At 65.5% G+C, this 15,092-nt stretch carries 12 protein-coding genes and 1 tRNA gene; 2 read left to right on the top strand and 11 right to left on the bottom strand.

The window, feature by feature from the left end:
- Positions 1-12 precede the first annotated feature (12 nt).
- The 3 genes from ACI2JH_RS18975 to ACI2JH_RS18965 all read right to left on the bottom strand — a co-directional run bounded on the left by ACI2JH_RS18975 (position 13) and on the right by ACI2JH_RS18965 (position 1,987).
- Complete coding sequence (locus tag ACI2JH_RS18975; protein WP_404736937.1) at positions 13-726, bottom strand: RHS repeat-associated core domain-containing protein; 714 nt, start codon at positions 724-726, stop codon at positions 13-15.
- Between the two features lie 427 nt (positions 727-1,153).
- Positions 1,154-1,229 (bottom strand) — tRNA-Thr (locus ACI2JH_RS18970).
- Between the two features lie 35 nt (positions 1,230-1,264).
- Positions 1,265-1,987, bottom strand: a complete 723-nt coding sequence (locus ACI2JH_RS18965) for a hypothetical protein (protein ID WP_404736936.1) — start codon at positions 1,985-1,987, stop codon at positions 1,265-1,267.
- 344 nt (positions 1,988-2,331) lie between these two features.
- Between ACI2JH_RS18965 and ACI2JH_RS18960 the strand changes: the two genes are divergently transcribed.
- Complete coding sequence (locus ACI2JH_RS18960) at positions 2,332-3,345, top strand: hypothetical protein (protein ID WP_404736935.1); 1,014 nt, start codon at positions 2,332-2,334, stop codon at positions 3,343-3,345.
- Positions 3,346-3,423: 78 nt separating this feature from the next.
- On the opposite strand, the gene ACI2JH_RS18955 is transcribed toward ACI2JH_RS18960, so the two are convergent.
- The 6 genes from ACI2JH_RS18955 to murJ all read right to left on the bottom strand — a co-directional run bounded on the left by ACI2JH_RS18955 (position 3,424) and on the right by murJ (position 12,446).
- Positions 3,424-5,307 carry a M61 family metallopeptidase gene (locus ACI2JH_RS18955; protein ID WP_191771010.1) on the bottom strand — a complete coding sequence of 628 codons (1,884 nt, stop codon included), beginning with the start codon at positions 5,305-5,307 and terminating at the stop codon, positions 3,424-3,426.
- Between the two features lie 190 nt (positions 5,308-5,497).
- Positions 5,498-6,448: a 4-hydroxy-3-methylbut-2-enyl diphosphate reductase gene (gene ispH / locus ACI2JH_RS18950; RefSeq protein ID WP_042615501.1), complete on the bottom strand. Its 951-nt coding sequence runs from the start codon at positions 6,446-6,448 to the stop codon at positions 5,498-5,500.
- Positions 6,449-6,484: 36 nt separating this feature from the next.
- Positions 6,485-7,003, bottom strand: coding sequence for a signal peptidase II (lspA, locus tag ACI2JH_RS18945; protein WP_404736934.1), 519 nt, complete (start codon positions 7,001-7,003; stop codon positions 6,485-6,487).
- On the bottom strand, positions 7,003-9,834 hold the full coding sequence (ileS, locus tag ACI2JH_RS18940; protein WP_404736933.1) for an isoleucine--tRNA ligase: 2,832 nt from the start codon (positions 9,832-9,834) through the stop codon (positions 7,003-7,005). Before ileS ends, lspA begins: the two co-directional genes overlap by 1 nt.
- Complete coding sequence (locus ACI2JH_RS18935) at positions 9,831-10,778, bottom strand: bifunctional riboflavin kinase/FAD synthetase (RefSeq protein WP_404736932.1); 948 nt, start codon at positions 10,776-10,778, stop codon at positions 9,831-9,833. Before ACI2JH_RS18935 ends, ileS begins: the two co-directional genes overlap by 4 nt.
- Positions 10,779-10,853: 75 nt before the next feature.
- On the bottom strand, positions 10,854-12,446 hold the full coding sequence (gene murJ / locus ACI2JH_RS18930) for a murein biosynthesis integral membrane protein MurJ (protein ID WP_404736957.1): 1,593 nt from the start codon (positions 12,444-12,446) through the stop codon (positions 10,854-10,856).
- A gap of 116 nt (positions 12,447-12,562) precedes the next feature.
- Between murJ and rpsT the strand changes: the two genes are divergently transcribed.
- A complete protein-coding gene (gene rpsT, locus ACI2JH_RS18925; protein WP_042614258.1) occupies positions 12,563-12,832 on the top strand; it encodes a 30S ribosomal protein S20 in 270 nt (89 codons plus the stop codon).
- 739 nt (positions 12,833-13,571) lie between these two features.
- Here the strand turns inward: rpsT and cgtA are convergent.
- The gene (cgtA, locus tag ACI2JH_RS18920; protein ID WP_101100211.1) at positions 13,572-14,627 is read right to left on the bottom strand and encodes an Obg family GTPase CgtA; all 1,056 of its coding nucleotides are present in this window, start codon (positions 14,625-14,627) and stop codon (positions 13,572-13,574) included.
- A 198-nt stretch (positions 14,628-14,825) separates the two neighbouring features.
- Positions 14,826-15,089: a 50S ribosomal protein L27 gene (rpmA, locus tag ACI2JH_RS18915; protein ID WP_042615145.1), complete on the bottom strand. Its 264-nt coding sequence runs from the start codon at positions 15,087-15,089 to the stop codon at positions 14,826-14,828.
- Positions 15,090-15,092 lie beyond the last annotated feature (3 nt).

Here is a 15,092-nt window from a genome sequence, read left to right as displayed (position 1 = left end):
ACTTTGGCTCAATTATCTGTCCCGTCTCCACACTCCGGAATGCATGGTCTCCACGTGTCCGCCATCAGCGGCTTTGTATGACGAACTTGACACTTTCTGATAGGAAGACGCATCACCACCATATTCACCTGCGAGACGATCAGCTTGACGTAGAGCCCGCGGAGTAGAATCACCATGAGTAACCTTGCCAGCCCCACTTGCCAATTCCCCCATCTGCTGCTCGCTAGCCAACTTTTTACCCAGTTGTGCCGCCTCGTCCCCGTGCTTCAAAGCCGTTTTACCAGCATCGCCGACGATGGGAATAAGACCGATAGCAGCTGCGGCTACGTTAATCGCAGATGGCTCGCGAACAGCCTCAATGGCGCCTTTCGCATCACCGACCACGGGGGTGAAATCCGCAACCATTGCGGCAGCATCGCGGAATGCCTGCCTAGTTTCAGGCTTGGTCCAATCCGTCTCATAGACCGAGCGCGGCAGGCTCTGCCTCCCATCCGCATCCGTAAACTTGTGCGGATTTCCGTTCGCATACCGATACCGATTGAACTGCCCCACAGGTTGTTCAAACGCAGTCACCGGGTCCACGGACAGGAACATCCCCAACTGCGGATCCATGTACCGCTGCTGCATGTAGTTGAGACCGGTAGCGGCATCACGCACGTGTCCGGTATAGCCAGGACCGTCAGTCAGATCCTCCCCCACAACATCGCCGTAAGGCTCGTACGTCATCCGCTCTATGACGTTGCCATTGGCTCCGTCTTGGCCACGACCGATCCGAGTGCATCGGCATGCAGGTAGCGGACCGTTGTCTGCGCCGAAGCTGGTGCAAGCCAGGACAGTCCGGCTAGAAGGGCGCAGCTCCAGAGCTGTACCGAGCCGGCCCTGAGCCTACTGGTTGCAGCCGCCGCTATGTGCGCGAACGCACCGGCGACGCGTCTCCCGAACGCAGTCATCTTTCCCATCCATGAAAGAACCTTGAAGCAAGGCTTTGCCTTCATAGCACACGTCGCATGTGCTCCGGAAGGGAGGATGCCGGTGAGCGTCCGGGAAGCCGACTTACGTTGGAGAGGTCGGCAACTGACTGCCGCCGACCATAGGTCGGCGCCACCGCAAACAAACAAAAAGCCCCGACCAAGGCCGGGGCTTTTCGTACAACTGGTGCCGGAAATAGGAATCGAACCTACGACCTACGCATTACGAATGCGCCGCTCTACCAACTGAGCTATTCCGGCTGAGCAGGCAATTCTAGGGGCTGGGGAACAGCCGGTCAATCACCGGCCCCGGTCAGCATGCAGCAGCGGCGGTAGATTGCTTCCGCCTGCTCGGCGGCCATCCGCTGCTGGTCCAGGGAGAGGGCCTGGCGGGACTGGGCCAGCAGCGCATCCGACCAGAACGTGGGGCTCAGCCGTTGCAGCACCTGCCCATAGGCGTAAGCCGCGACCGGATCCTTGACGGTCCGGTAACCACTTTCATGAACGCTCTGCAGGCCTGACAGCGCCTCCACGTTGCCGCCGTCCGCCAGCGCATGCAGGTAGCGCAGGGAGGTCTCACGCCACGCCAGTACGTCCTCCTCGCGCTCAGCCAGTTCCTCTGCCGACGCCGCACCCACCGCCGTTCGCACGTCGATCGCGTAGAGCAACTGCGCCTCCACCGAGCCCTGCTCGGCCGCGCGTGCCAGCCACGGCGCCTGGTAGAGCGCGGGATCCTGGCTCAGGGCGACGCACTCGCCCAAACGCACCTCCAGCTTGCTCAGGAAGTCCGGATCGGGTCGCATGCCGGCGCGCCGCATGGCCTGCCAGCTCGCTTCGGGTTCCCCGGAGATCAGATTCCTGCAGTCACGCACCACGAGCTCGATTTCATACGTGGCAAGACCATCACCCGCGTCCGAGCGGGGCTTCAGCGCGAGCACCTGTTGCTTCGCGTCCCCGGCCGCCCGCCACGCCGGGGGGCGGTGGATGCTGTAGGCCTTCGCACCCACCTGCTGCAGCATGGCTGGATCGTAGGCGGAAGATCCGGGGCGGCCTGAAGGCTGCCGGGGCGTCAACCGCGCGACGGGCATTGCGCTGCCTGCAACACCCCCGACAAGGTCCGCTTCAACAGCCGACACCGTCCCGGGCTGCGCATCGCCACGCCAGCACCAGAGCGCACCGCCGATCGCCACGACAACCACTACGCATCCTGCGATTACCGCTGTCCTTCTCATCGCGTCCCGTTCTCCTGCTGTGTCGTCCTTATAGTGCCCTCAAACGTCACAAGCTGCGCGTGGCTCCAACGCCATTCCCGACAAGGCCCTGACACCCCTCTAGTACGCTGCCCTCCCCTGTACTCCCTCACATGGCCGTGAAAAATCCACTCTGGTTCTGGGGCGCATTCCTGCTGTTCTTCGCGCTGATGTTCGCCGTCGGCTTGCCCGTGATGATGTACGGCCAAGCCAGTTACCCCGTGCCGCTCGAGGCCCGAATCGCGCCGGCGTGGGCGCTGACGATGCTGGCCATCTCCGTGGGTCTGTGGCTGGGCCTGCTCTACGTCTACGTAGACACCCTCGTGCTCGCCGGAGTGCGCTCGGTGCGCCGGATGCACGACATCCTGACCCGCGGTGAGCCGCGCAATGCACTTATCGAGCAGGTGGTCTGCTTGCCCGGCAGCGTCGACGGTTTCCCGCAGCTGCGGCTGCGCCTGGCCTTCGACAATCTGTCTGGCACGCCCATCACCGATGAACTCGTGCTGGTGGACAGCAAGCCGATGCAGCGGCGCTACGAAGTCGGCCGCACGCTGCCCGCCCGTTTGAGCCGCTCGCCCGGCCCCTATCCCAACATGTCCCTGGAAGGCGGCACGCCGGAGACCAACCACAGCACGCTATGGCTGCGCGCGTCGATCGGCGTGTTGTTCGTGGCAGTGGTCGCGAGTGCGTACGGCGTGGCATGGCACCTGCAGAACGAGGGACTGGGCTGGACCTTTTTAAGCCTTGGGCATCCGCTGCTGATCTGTCCGCTGGTGCTGTGGGTGTTCGTCGTTGGCATACGACTGTTGATGCGCCGGCTGCAAGCGGATGCGGCGGCCAATGCGCTGAAGTATCGCGGCGTGGGCGCCGTTGCCATCATCGACGACGTACGGCAGACCGGTGCGTTTTTCAACGAACAGCCGCAGGTGGAGTTCGAGCTGCGGTTTACCGATGCGGCCGGACAGCCGCAGCGCGCGGTGATCCGGCGCTACGTGCCGTTGATTGATCTGGCGACGATTCCACGTGAGACGCTGCAGATTCTTTACGATCCAGGGAATCCGTCGCGTGTGCAGATGGATCAGGATGCTGCTCGCCGAGCATGGCTCGGCGCTACCGGGGCAGGCTGACCCTTGCAGATGGATCAGGATGCTGCTCGCCGAGCATGGCTCGGCGCTACCGGGGCAGGCTGAGCCTCAACGGTGAGGTCAGCGCGCCTTCCACAGCGCGGACAACCCATCGCGCGTGCCGGCAATCCGTTCCAGCGCGGGGTACTGCGCGCCGCCGTGGTAATCGATGCTGATCGGCATTACCCGGTCGAAATGTTTCACCAGCAGGGTGATCGGCGCTTTGCTGTCCCGGGAGCCGGCCACGACCTCCTTCAGCCGCTCGCTCTTGTACTCGCGTCCGTCCACGGCGATCACGGTCATGCCCGGTGCAAGACCGGCATTGAAGGCCGGGCTGTCCCACACCACGTCACCCACCACGCCGGCGTCGGTCACGGTAGCCCCGATGGAATAGGTCAGCAGTGCGGCCTTGGCGCGGGTTTCCTGCGCCTTGAAGGCCTCGTTCGGGGTATCACGGTAAGCCAGCTTCCAGCCCGCCATTTCCAGCCCGCCGATCAACGATCCATGCCCATCCAGGCGCTCGCGCAGGAAGCCGGCCCAGTCCGCCGGGGCGATGGTGTTCAACGTGGCCACCACGTCATCGAAGGTGTACGGATTGACGTCCCACGCGCCGTTGTCCATGCCGAAGAAGGCCTTGGCGAAATCATCCAGGCCACGCTTGCCACCGCTCAGCGCGCGCAGCTTGCCCTCCACTTCCAGCCACAGCATCTGCCCGCCGGAATAGTAGTCTTCGCTCATCTGATAGTTGCGGTACGCCAGACCACGGCGCTGGGCGATGGTCGGGTCGTTGGTGGTGTCCTGCAGCGGCCGCCAGGCCAGTCCGGGACGCCCGCGATCGAATGTCGCCGCCACGTTGGCGAGCATGTCACGCGCCTGGTCGGTGCTCCACAATCCGGAACGCGCGGCCAGCACCTGGCCCCAGAACTGGGTCTGCCCTTCGTACACCCACAGCAGGCTGTCGCCCATCGGCACATTGAAGTTGGCGGTTGCCAGGTCGGCGCCGCGGCGGTACTTGCCGTTCCAGGAATGGTTGTACTCGTGCGGCAGCAGATCGCGCGCCCACCAGTTCTTGTCCCACTCGGTGAAATAGCCCACATCGCCGCTGTTTTCGCTGGAACGGTGGTGCTCCAGTCCGATGCCGCCCAGCTTGTCGGTCAGCGCCAGCAGGAAGTCGTAATGATCGAAATGGCGTGCGCCGTACAGCTTGTCCATCTGCTGCACCAGCGCGCGGTGCGCCTTCAGTTGCTCCGCGCTGGCCTTCAGCGATTTGGCATCATCGGCGAACACATTGAGGTGCACCGGCTGCTTCGCGCCGGGATCCAGGTCGAAGCGCTGGAAGTGCTCGCCGGCGAACAACGGCGAATCCACCAGGTGCTCATAGCTGATCGGCTTGAATACCACGGTGTCGCCGTCGCGGCGCTCGGTTTCCAGCGCGGTCGCATAGGACCAGCCGGCCGGCAGGGTCACGCTGGCCTGCGCCTGCAGCCCTCCGGCATCCACCCCGCTGGGATACAACGAACTGGCGTTCCACTGCAGGTTGAGCATTTCCGGGGTCATCACCACGCGGCCCTGGCTGCCGCCCTGCGAAGACAGGTAATTGAAGCGCGCCACCACTTCGGTGGCCCCCTGCGGCACATCCACCTTGAAGGCATACACGTTGAACTGGTCACGCTCCCACTTCAGCGGCTTGCCATTGGCAGTGACCTGCAGGCCGGCCAGTTTGTCGATCGGGCCACTGGGCGAATGGTTGCCCGGCAGCCACTGCGGATACAGCAGGGTCAGCGGGCCCGGCTTGGCCGGCACCGTGGCGGTGACCTTGAAGATGCGGCGGTCCAGGTCGCGTGCGTCGACGTTGATGCGCAGCGTGCCGGGCCAGGCACTGCCGGCCGGCGGCGGGGTCTGCGCGAGTGCCGGCGTTGTCGTCAACGAGAGCAGGACGGACAGCGCCAGGGCACGGGTTTTCATCGGCAGTTCCAGCAGAAGGGGAACCTTGATCCTAGGCCCACGGCAATGCCCCGCCCCATGGCCAAAGGTCACGGATCGGCCGGTGGCCGGATTGGGCAAAGTCGGGTGGGAATCGCCCGGAACGTCAAACGCAAAGGCGGCCGCTTCGCTCGCCGACCATCGGTCGGCGCTACCAGAGGCTGCGCGGTGGTCAGTCGACCAGACGCAGGCGCAGTTCCTTGGGCAGGGCGAACACCATCGATTCGGGTTCGCCTTCCAGCTCGCCGATGCCGTCGGCGCCGAGTTCGCGCAGGCGGGCCAGCACGCCGTCCACCAGCACCTGCGGCGCCGATGCACCGGCGGTGACGCCGATGTGCTGCTTGCCGATCACCCACGCGGGATCGATCTCGTGCGCGCCGTCTATCAGGTAGGACTCCACGCCTTCACGGCGAGCCAGTTCGCTCAACCGGTTGGAATTGGAGCTGTTCGGCGAGCCCACCACCAGCACCAGGTCGCAGCGCTTGGCCAGGTCGCGCACGGCGTCCTGGCGGTTCTGCGTGGCGTAGCAGATGTCGTCGTTCTTTGGCCCCTGCATGGCGGGGAACTTGGCACGCAGCGCATCGATGATGCCGCGCGTGTCATCCACCGACAGCGTGGTCTGGGTGGTGTAGGCGAAGTTTTCCGGCTGGTCGAGCACCAGCGAGGCCACCTGCTCCACGTCTTCCACCAGATAGATTTTCCCGGTGCCCGCTTCCTGGTTCCACTGGCCCATGGTGCCTTCCACCTCGGGGTGGCCGGCATGGCCGATCAGCACCACGTCGCGGCCGGCGCGGCAATGGCGCGCCACCTCGAAATGCACCTTGGTTACCAGCGGACAAGTAGCATCGAACACTTTCAGGCCACGGCGATCGGCTTCCTGGCGCACCGCCTGGGATACGCCGTGTGCGCTGAAGATGACCGTGTTGTTGTCCGGTACTTCGTCCAGTTCCTCGACGAAGATGGCGCCACGCTGCTTCAGGTCGTCGACCACGAAACGGTTGTGCACCACTTCATGGCGCACGTAGATGGGTGCACCGAGCGTTTCGATCGCGCGCTTCACGATCTCGATCGCACGATCGACACCAGCACAGAAACCACGCGGATTGGCGAGCAGGACATCCATCTATCAACGTCTCCCGGCGTCGGCCGGCTTGGGGGGTTACGGGGTCGTATTATCCGCTTTTTTGGACGACTTGCCCTCGAACAGGCCAAACACCGCGATACCGACGGCGCCTACCACGATCGCCGCATCGGCGATGTTGAACGAGGGCCAGTAGTGGTCGCCCACGTACCACTGGATGAAATCCACCACATGGCCGTGCACCTGGCGGTCGATCACGTTGCCGATGGCCCCGCCGATCACCAGCGCGAACGGCAGCGCGCTGCGCCAGTTGCTGCGGGCGGTGCCGTACAGCCACCACGCCATCAGGCCACTGATGCCGATCGCCAGCGCGGTGAAGAAGTACTTCTGCCAGCCGCCGGCATCACTGAGGAAGCTGAACGCCGCCCCGGTGTTGTAGGTGCGGAACCAGTTCCAGAAGCCTTCGATGACCGGCACCGGCTCGTATTCGGGCAGGCTGGACAGCACCCAGGCCTTGCTCCACTGGTCCAGGATGATGACCACCACCGACAGGACCAGCCAGATCAGCGCGTTCGGACGCGGACGGACGGCGGTCATCAGAACCACCGCCGATCTTCGCCGGCACCGCCGATGTTGTCGGCACAGCGGCCGCAAATCTCAGGATGCTCGGCCACGCTGCCCACGTCGGCACGGAAGTGCCAGCAGCGCACGCACTTGGTCTTGCTGGTCGGCTGGGCACTGACGAACACTTCCTCGGTGGTCGCCGGGCGCACCTGCACGTCACCGCTGATCAGCAGGAAGCGCAGTTCCTCGGCCAGCGGCTGCCAGCGTGCGGCCTGCTCTTCGCTGGCGGCGACGGTGATCTCCGCTTCCAGCGCGGCACCGATGGCACCGTTGGCACGCATCGGCTCCAGCACCTTGGACACCTGCTCGCGCAGGGCCAGCAGCTGGTCGAAATCGGCGGCGGACAGTTCGGCATCGGCCGGCAGCGGTGCCAGGCCGTCGTACCAGGTGTCGAACAGCACGTGTGCGCTGCGCTCGCCCGGCAGGTAGCCCCACAGCTCGTCGGAGGTGAAGGTCAGGATCGGGGCGATCCAGCGGGTGAACGCTTCGGCGATGTGGTACATCGCGCTCTGCGCCGAACGCCGGCCGCGTGAGTCCTCGCCCATGGTGTACAGGCGGTCCTTGGTCACGTCCAGGTACAGCGAACCCAGGTCCACGCTGCAGAAGTTCAGCAGCAGCTGCACGATCTCGGCCATGTCGTAGCTTTCGTACGCCGCCTTGATCTTTTCCTGCAGTTCGAAGGCGCGGTGCACGATCCAGCGGTCCAGCGCGACCATGTCGTTGAGCGGGCGCAGGTGGACGGCCGGATCGAAACCGTCCAGGTTGGCCAGCAGGAAGCGTGCGGTGTTGCGCAGCCGACGGTAGGCATCGGCGTTGCGCTTGAGGATCTCCTGCGACAGCGACATTTCATTGCTGTAGTCGGCCGAGGCGATCCACAAGCGCAGGATGTCCGCACCCAGGGTCTTCATGATGTCCTGCGGCTCGATGCCGTTGCCCAGCGACTTGGACATCTTGCGGCCGTGCTCGTCCACGGTGAAACCATGGGTGAGGCACTGCTTGTACGGCGCATGGCGGTCGATCGCCACACCGGTCAGCAGCGAGGACTGGAACCAGCCGCGGTGCTGGTCGGAACCTTCCAGATACAGGTCGGCGGGCTTGCCGAAGCCACGCGCCAGCAGCACGCCTTCGTGGGTGACGCCGGAATCGAACCAGACATCCAGGATGTCGGTGACTTTTTCGTAGTCGGCCGCTTCGGCGCCCAGCAGTTCGGCGGCGTCCAGCGAGTACCAGACGTCGATGCCGTCCACCTGCACGCGATCGGCCACGGCCTGCATCAGCTCCACGCTGCGCGGGTGCATCTCACCGGTGATGCGGTGGGTGAACAGTGCGATCGGCACGCCCCAGGTGCGCTGGCGGCTGATGCACCAGTCCGGCCGGCCATCGACCATGCTCTGGATGCGCGCCTTGCCCCAGGCTGGGAACCAGCCCACGTTGTCGATGGCGGTCAGCGCATCTTCGCGCAGCTTCGCCTTCTCCATGGAGATGAACCACTGCGGGGTGGCACGGAACACCACCGGCTTCTTGTGGCGCCAGCAATGCGGGTAACTGTGGGTGATCTCGGCGAAGGCCAGCAGTGCGCCGGACGCGCGCAGCACCTCCACGATCAGCGGCTGCGCCTTCCACAGGTGCACCCCGGCAAGCACGACATCGCCGGCCGGCGGGGTCGACGGCAGGTACACGCCCGCGCCGTCGATCGGATTGATTTCACCGGCGTGGTAGCGCTCCAGCAAGCCGTACTGCTGGCTGACCGCGTAATCCTCCTGGCCGTGGCCGGGGGCGGTATGCACCGCACCGGTACCGTCTTCGTCGGACACGTGGGCGCCATTGAGCAGCGGGATATCGCGCTGCGGATAGAACGGGTGGGCCAGCAGCAGGTTTTCCAGCGCCGCGCCGTTGGCGTGGCCGTGGCTGACCACGTCCTGCACGCCATAACGTGCCAGCGAGCGGCCGGCCAGCGCGGTGGCCAGCACCAGCCAGCGACGGCCGCCGTTGTGCGCCGGGCCCTCCACCAGCGAGTACTCGATGGCCGCACCCAGCGACACCGCCAGCGATGCCGGCAGGGTCCACGGGGTGGTGGTCCAGATCGGCACCGCCACTTCCACGCCTTCGGGCAGGTCCACGCCGAAGGCCGCGGCGAGCGCCTTGGAATCACGCGCCGTGTAGGCCACGTCCACCGTCGGCGAGACCTTGTCCTGGTATTCGATTTCCGCTTCGGCCAGCGCCGAACCACAGTCGAAGCACCAGTGCACCGGCTTGGCGCCGCGGATCACGTGGCCATTGGCCACGATCTTGGACAGCGCGCGGATTTCGTTGGCTTCGAATTCGAAGCTCAGCGTCTTGTACGGGTTGTCCCAGTCGCCGGTCACGCCCAGGCGCTTGAAGTCGGCGCGCTGGATCTCGATCTGCTCCTCGGCGAACTCTCGGCACTTCTGCCGGAATTCTACCGCATCGAGCTTCACCCCGACCTTGCCCCACTTCTTTTCGACCGCGATCTCGATCGGCAGGCCGTGGCAGTCCCAGCCCGGCACGTAGGGCGCATCGAAGCCGGCCAGATAGCGCGACTTGACGATGATGTCCTTGAGGATCTTGTTGACCGCATGGCCCAGGTGGATGCGGCCGTTGGCATACGGCGGGCCGTCGTGCAGCACGAACAGCGGGCGGCCGGTGGCGTTCTCGCGCAGCTGCGCGTAGAGCCCCTGCTCTTCCCAGCGCGCCAGGATGCCCGGCTCGCGCTTGGGCAGGTCGCCGCGCATCGGGAATTCGGTGGCCGGCAGATGGAGGGTGGCTTTGTAGTCCTGGCTCACGCAGTGGCTCGCAATCTATGTTCGGAAAGGATGGCGCGCGCCTGTTCGGCATCGCGGTGCATCTGGTCGGTCAGTGCCGCCAGATCATTGAACTTTTCTTCGTCGCGCAGCTTGGCCACGAACTCGACGTCGATGTGTCGACCGTACAGGTCGCCCTGGAAATCGAAAAGGTGGGCTTCCAGCAGCGGCTCCACGCCGTCCACGGTGGGACGGGTGCCGAAGCTGGACACCGAAGGCCAAGGCTGCTCGAAAACGCCGTGCACCAGGGTGGCATAGATGCCCGACAGCGCCGGCGTCTTCGGGAAACGCAGGTTGGCGGTGGGATAGCCCAGCGTACGGCCCAGCTGGCGTCCGCGCACGACCCGTCCGCTGATCGCGTAGGGCCGCCCCAGCAGGTCGCTGGCGTGGTCGAAATCACCGGCCAGCAGCAGCTGGCGGATGCGGGTGCTGGAGATGCGCTCACCGCGCAGATGGACCGGCTCGATTTCATTGGCCTGGAAGCCGAGCTGGGCGCCCATCTGCTGCAGCAACGCCAGGTTGCCGCGCCGACGATTGCCGAACTGGAATTCCGGGCCGATCCACACTTCACGCGCGCTCAGCCGTTGTACCAGCAGGCGCTGCACGAAGTCCTCGGCCTGCATGGCGGCCATGCGCGCATCGAAACGCAGCAGGCCGATGGCATCCACGCCGAGTTCGCGCAGCATCTCCACCTTGCCGCGCGCCAGCGTCAACCGCGGTGGCGGCCTGCCCTGGGCGAAGAACTCGCGCGGCAACGGCTCGAAGGCCACGGCCACGGCCGGCACGCCCAGCGCGCGGGCACGGGCGACGGCGTGGCGCACCAGCGCCCGGTGGCCCAGGTGCAGGCCGTCGAAGGCACCAATGCAGACCACGCTTCCGTGCGGGAACAACGCCCCGCCCTCAACGCTTCGAAACAACCTGCTCATCAACTCCGCTCGCGGCCGGCACGGGCCGCTGGATCAACTGTGGTAACCATGAAGTATAGCCGTGGTGGCCGTGGATCAATGCCCACGCAGGTCGCGCGGACGCAGGCCCAGCGCCACCTGCACCAGCAGGTAGGTCGCCCCGCCCGCCCCGACCAGCAGCGACAGCGCGCCGATCCGCTGCCACAGGCCCATCGGCGAGAACGCCGGCAGCCAGTACAGCAGGGCCAGCAGCACGCCCACCATCGCCACGCACGACACCGCCAGGCGGACCAGGAAACGCGACCAACCGGGGCGGCGCTCATACACGTCGGTCTTGCCCAGCCAGTACCACAGCAGCCCGAGGTTCAGGTAGCTGGACAGCGCACTGGCGATGCCGAGCGCCAGGTGCAGCCCCGGCTGCTGGCCCAGCGCCTGCATGACGCCCTGCGCGCGCAGCTCCGCCGGCACCATCACCTGGTACAGCACCGCCAGCAGGGCGAAGTTGAACACCATGTTGGCCACCAGCGCGGCGATGCCGGCGCGCACCGGGGTGCGGGTGTCCTGGCGGGCGTAGAAGGCCGGCAGCACGACCTTCAACAGCGCAAAGGCCGGCAGCCCGAAGCTCAGGCCGTATACCGCCAGCGCGGTCATGCGGGTATCGAACGCGCTGAACTGGCCGTGCTGGAAGATCGTGGCGATCAGCGGTTCGGCCAGCAGCAGCAGCCCCAGCATGGCCGGGATGGAGATCAGCAGGGTCATCCGCAGGCCCCAGTCCAGCGCATTGGAGAAGCCCGCGCGGTCGGTGCCGACGTGGTGCCGCGCCAATGCCGGCAGGATCACCGTGCCCAGCGCTACCCCGAACACGCCCAGCGGCAGCTCCAGGAAGCGGTCAGCCAAGGACAACCAGGACTGCGAGCCGTCGGTCAGTTTGGCGGCGATGACGGTATCCAGCAGCAGGTTGATCTGCGCCACCGACGAACCGAACAGGGTCGGGATCATCAGCGTCATCACCTTGCGCACGCCGGGATGGTTCCAGCCCCAGCGCGGCAGGGTGAGCAGGTTGATGCCCTTCAGCGAGGGCAACTGGAACAGCAGCTGCAGCATGCCGGCCACCAGTACCGACCAGCCCAGCGCCAGGATCGGCACGTCCATGCGCGGGGCCAGCCACAGGGCGCCGCCGATCATGCACAGGTTGAGGATGACCGGGGTCAGCGCCGGCATCGCGAATTTCTGGAAGCTGTTCAGCGCCCCGCCCGCCAGCGCGGTCAGCGAGACGAAGAACAGGAACGGGAACGTCAGCCGGAACAGGTCGACCAGCAGGCCCTGCTTGGCCGGATCGGTGGTAGCGCCGCTGGCGAACAGATTGGCCAGCTGCGGCGCGAAGATCAGCGCCAGTGCCGTCACCACCATCAACACGCCGGCGAGCGTCCCGGCCACCCGCGCCATCAGGTCGCGCAGCTCCTCGTGGCTGCGGGTCTCCTTCACTTCGGTGAACACCGGCACGAAGGCGGTGGCAAAAGAGCCCTCGGCGAACAACCGGCGCAGGAAATTAGGTACCCTGAAGGCGACCCAGAACGCGTCCGTCGTGGCGTTCGTACCAAAAGTCGTGGTGATGACGGTGTCCCGTACGAGCCCCAACACCCGCGAAACCATTGTCATGCTGCTGAACGACAGCAGGCCCCGCAGCATCTTGGGTGAACTCACTCAAACATCCTCTTGACAATCGACTTGACGTACATTTCTCGAGTCATCATACTAGCTAGCTTGCTGTTCCCATAACACCGATTTTTCAGGAAACCACCACCGTGGCCAATATCAAGTCCGCCAAGAAGCGCGCCAAGCAGACCGTCGTGCGCAACGCGCGCAACGTGGCTCAGCGCTCGATGCTGCGCACCGCTGTCAAGAAAGTGATCAAGGCTCTGGATAACAACGATGCAGCCGGCGCCGAAGCCGCTTTCACCGTTGCCCAGCCGATCCTCGATCGTTTCAGCGCGCGTGGTCTGATCCACAAGAACAAGGCTGCTCGCCACAAGAGCCGCCTGACCGCCCGCATCAAGGCCCTCAAGGCCGCCTGATCAGGCGAAGTCGCCCGCGCCCCCAGGGTGTTTGGCTGCTACTTGAAACCCGGCTCCGGCCGGGTTTTTTGTTGCCTGCGATTTGGCAGCGAACTGGCAGCGAACGGCGAAGCCCCTCGTGGTGGGTCGCGTAAAGCCCTCTCTGATTTGGGCCGGGCGGTGGGGCTGGTCGGGGGACGGCAACAGCCGCATCCTGCGGGCCTCGTTTCGCGGCGTCCCTGCCGCTCAACGCCCCCGCCCAGCCCCACCGCCCGGCCCTGCCGGAATTCTGCGGCGGCCCACCACGGAAAAGAAAAAGAAAAGCAGATCGGTAGCGCCGACCCATGGTCGGCGGAATGCCCCCGCCAACGGTGCCGCTGCGCTCGCCGACCATGGGTCGGCGCTACCGAGAGGCACGGTGGCGCGTCGGGTGGAGGAGCCCCTGAGTCAGGGGCGGCCGCGAAGCGGCGGGGTGTGGGTGCTGGTGAGACGGGGCCCGCGGTTTGCGCAGCAAAGCGTGGGAGCGGCAGCGCGAATGCGATGACGTGGACCCGCGCCATGGATGGCGCGAAACGAGGCCCGCAGGAGCGGCTCTTGCCGTCCCCCACCAACCCCCTCCCGCCCGGCCCAACCCAGAAAACAAGCTGTAGAGCGACCCACCACGAGGGGCTCCGCCGTTCGCCGCCAACCCGCCGCCAACCAACAGCCACAAAAAACCCGGCCGAAGCCGGGCTTTTCGCGTTCAATCAAACGAAGACGATTACTCGCCAGCCGCGTGTCGCGCCTGCAGCTCGTCTTCCTTCTGACGATCGAAGAACGCCATGATCTTGCTCATCACCGGGAACGTACCCTCACGACCCAGCGCCGACACCAGGAACCACGGCTCCTTCCAACCCAGGTCCGCAATGATCTGCTCGGCCGCTGCCTTGGCCTCGTCCTCGAACATCAGGTCAGCCTTGTTCAGCACCAGCCAGCGCGGCTTGTCGAGCAGCTCCGGATCATGCCGCTCCAGCTCGCGCTCGATCGCACGCACCTGCTCCACCGGCGAAATTTCCACCCCGCCTTCCATCGGCGAAATGTCCACCAGATGCAGCAGCAGACGGGTGCGCTGCAGGTGGCGCAGGAACTGCGCGCCCAACCCGGCGCCGTCGGCGGCACCTTCGATCAGCCCGGGAATATCGGCGATCACGAAACTGCGGTAGTTCTCCACCTTCACCACACCCAGGTTCGGGTACAGCGTGGTGAACGGGTAATCAGCCACCTTCGGCGTCGCCGCCGACACCGCACGGATCAGCGTGCTCTTGCCGGCGTTCGGGAAGCCCAGCAGGCCAACGTCGGCCAGCAGCTTCAGCTCCAGCTTCAGCGAGCGCTCTTCACCCGGCTCGCCCGGCAGCGCCTGGCGCGGCGAGCGGTTGGTCGAGCTCTTGAAATGCATGTTGCCCAGGCCGCCGCGGCCGCCCTTGGCCACCAGCAGGCGATCGCCGTGCTGGGTCAGGTCACCGATCACTTCATCGGTGGCCACGTTGGTCACCGTGGTGCCAACCGGCACGGTGATGACCAGGTCTTCGCCGCCCTTGCCATAGGCCTGGCGGCCCATGCCGTTCTCGCCGCGCTGCGCCTTGAAGATGCGGTCATGGCGGAAATCGACCAGGGTGTTGAGGTTCTCGTCGGCGCGGATCCACACGCTGCCACCGCCGCCGCCATCGCCACCATCGGGGCCACCGAGCGGGATGAACTTCTCGCGACGGAAGCCGATACAGCCATTGCCGCCGTTGCCGGCGAACACTTCAATTTCTGCTTCGTCTACCAGTTTCATTTTTCGATGCCTGCGATGGGCGCGGCAGCCTGCCGTCGCCTTGGGATTCTACTGCCCCGGCGTCGCCAGGGCTCGGCCACCTGCGCGGTGGACCGGATGTACCTCGAAACTACCTGCTGCATCCAACGAAAAACCCCGCCGAAGCGGGGCTCTTCTGCAGCGCACCCATGACTGGCATGGGCGCCAGCCGCGCCTGGATCAGGCTTCGGCCGAAACCACGCTGACGGTGCGACGCTTCTTCGCACCCTTCACCGAGAACTCCACCTTGCCGTCCACGAGGGCGAACAGGGTGTGGTCACGGCCGAGGCCGACGCCGGTACCCGGGTGGAACTGGGTGCCGCGCTGACGCACGATGATGTTGCCGGCGTCGATGGCCTGGCCACCGAAGATCTTCACGCCGAGGTATTTCGGGTTGGAGTCGCGACCGTTGCGCGAAGAGCCTACGCCTTTTTTATGTGCCATGAC

It is taken from the genome of Stenotrophomonas sp. NPDC078853 (assembly GCF_044901215.1).
Taxonomy (GTDB): Bacteria; Pseudomonadota; Gammaproteobacteria; order Xanthomonadales; family Xanthomonadaceae; genus Stenotrophomonas; species Stenotrophomonas lacuserhaii.
Note: the sequence above shows the minus strand (reverse complement) of the source record. Positions and strands in the feature narration are given on the sequence as shown.

Bases quoted from the DNA above. Each gene is read 5' to 3' on its own strand.
- ACI2JH_RS18975 (WP_404736937.1), bottom strand. From the start codon at position 726: ATGACGTACGAGCCTTACGGCGATGTTGTGGGGGAGGATCTGACTGAC.
- ACI2JH_RS18965 (WP_404736936.1), bottom strand. From the start codon at position 1,987: ATGCTGCAGCAGGTGGGTGCGAAGGCCTACAGCATCCACCGCCCCCCG.
- ACI2JH_RS18960 (WP_404736935.1), top strand. From the start codon at position 2,332: ATGGCCGTGAAAAATCCACTCTGGTTCTGGGGCGCATTCCTGCTGTTC.
- ACI2JH_RS18955 (WP_191771010.1), bottom strand. From the start codon at position 5,307: ATGAAAACCCGTGCCCTGGCGCTGTCCGTCCTGCTCTCGTTGACGACA.
- ispH (WP_042615501.1), bottom strand. From the start codon at position 6,448: ATGGATGTCCTGCTCGCCAATCCGCGTGGTTTCTGTGCTGGTGTCGAT.
- lspA (WP_404736934.1), bottom strand. From the start codon at position 7,003: ATGACCGCCGTCCGTCCGCGTCCGAACGCGCTGATCTGGCTGGTCCTG.
- ACI2JH_RS18935 (WP_404736932.1), bottom strand. From the start codon at position 10,778: ATGAGCAGGTTGTTTCGAAGCGTTGAGGGCGGGGCGTTGTTCCCGCAC.
- murJ (WP_404736957.1), bottom strand. From the start codon at position 12,446: ATGCTGCGGGGCCTGCTGTCGTTCAGCAGCATGACAATGGTTTCGCGG.
- cgtA (WP_101100211.1), bottom strand. From the start codon at position 14,627: ATGAAACTGGTAGACGAAGCAGAAATTGAAGTGTTCGCCGGCAACGGC.
- rpmA (WP_042615145.1), bottom strand. From the start codon at position 15,089: ATGGCACATAAAAAAGGCGTAGGCTCTTCGCGCAACGGTCGCGACTCC.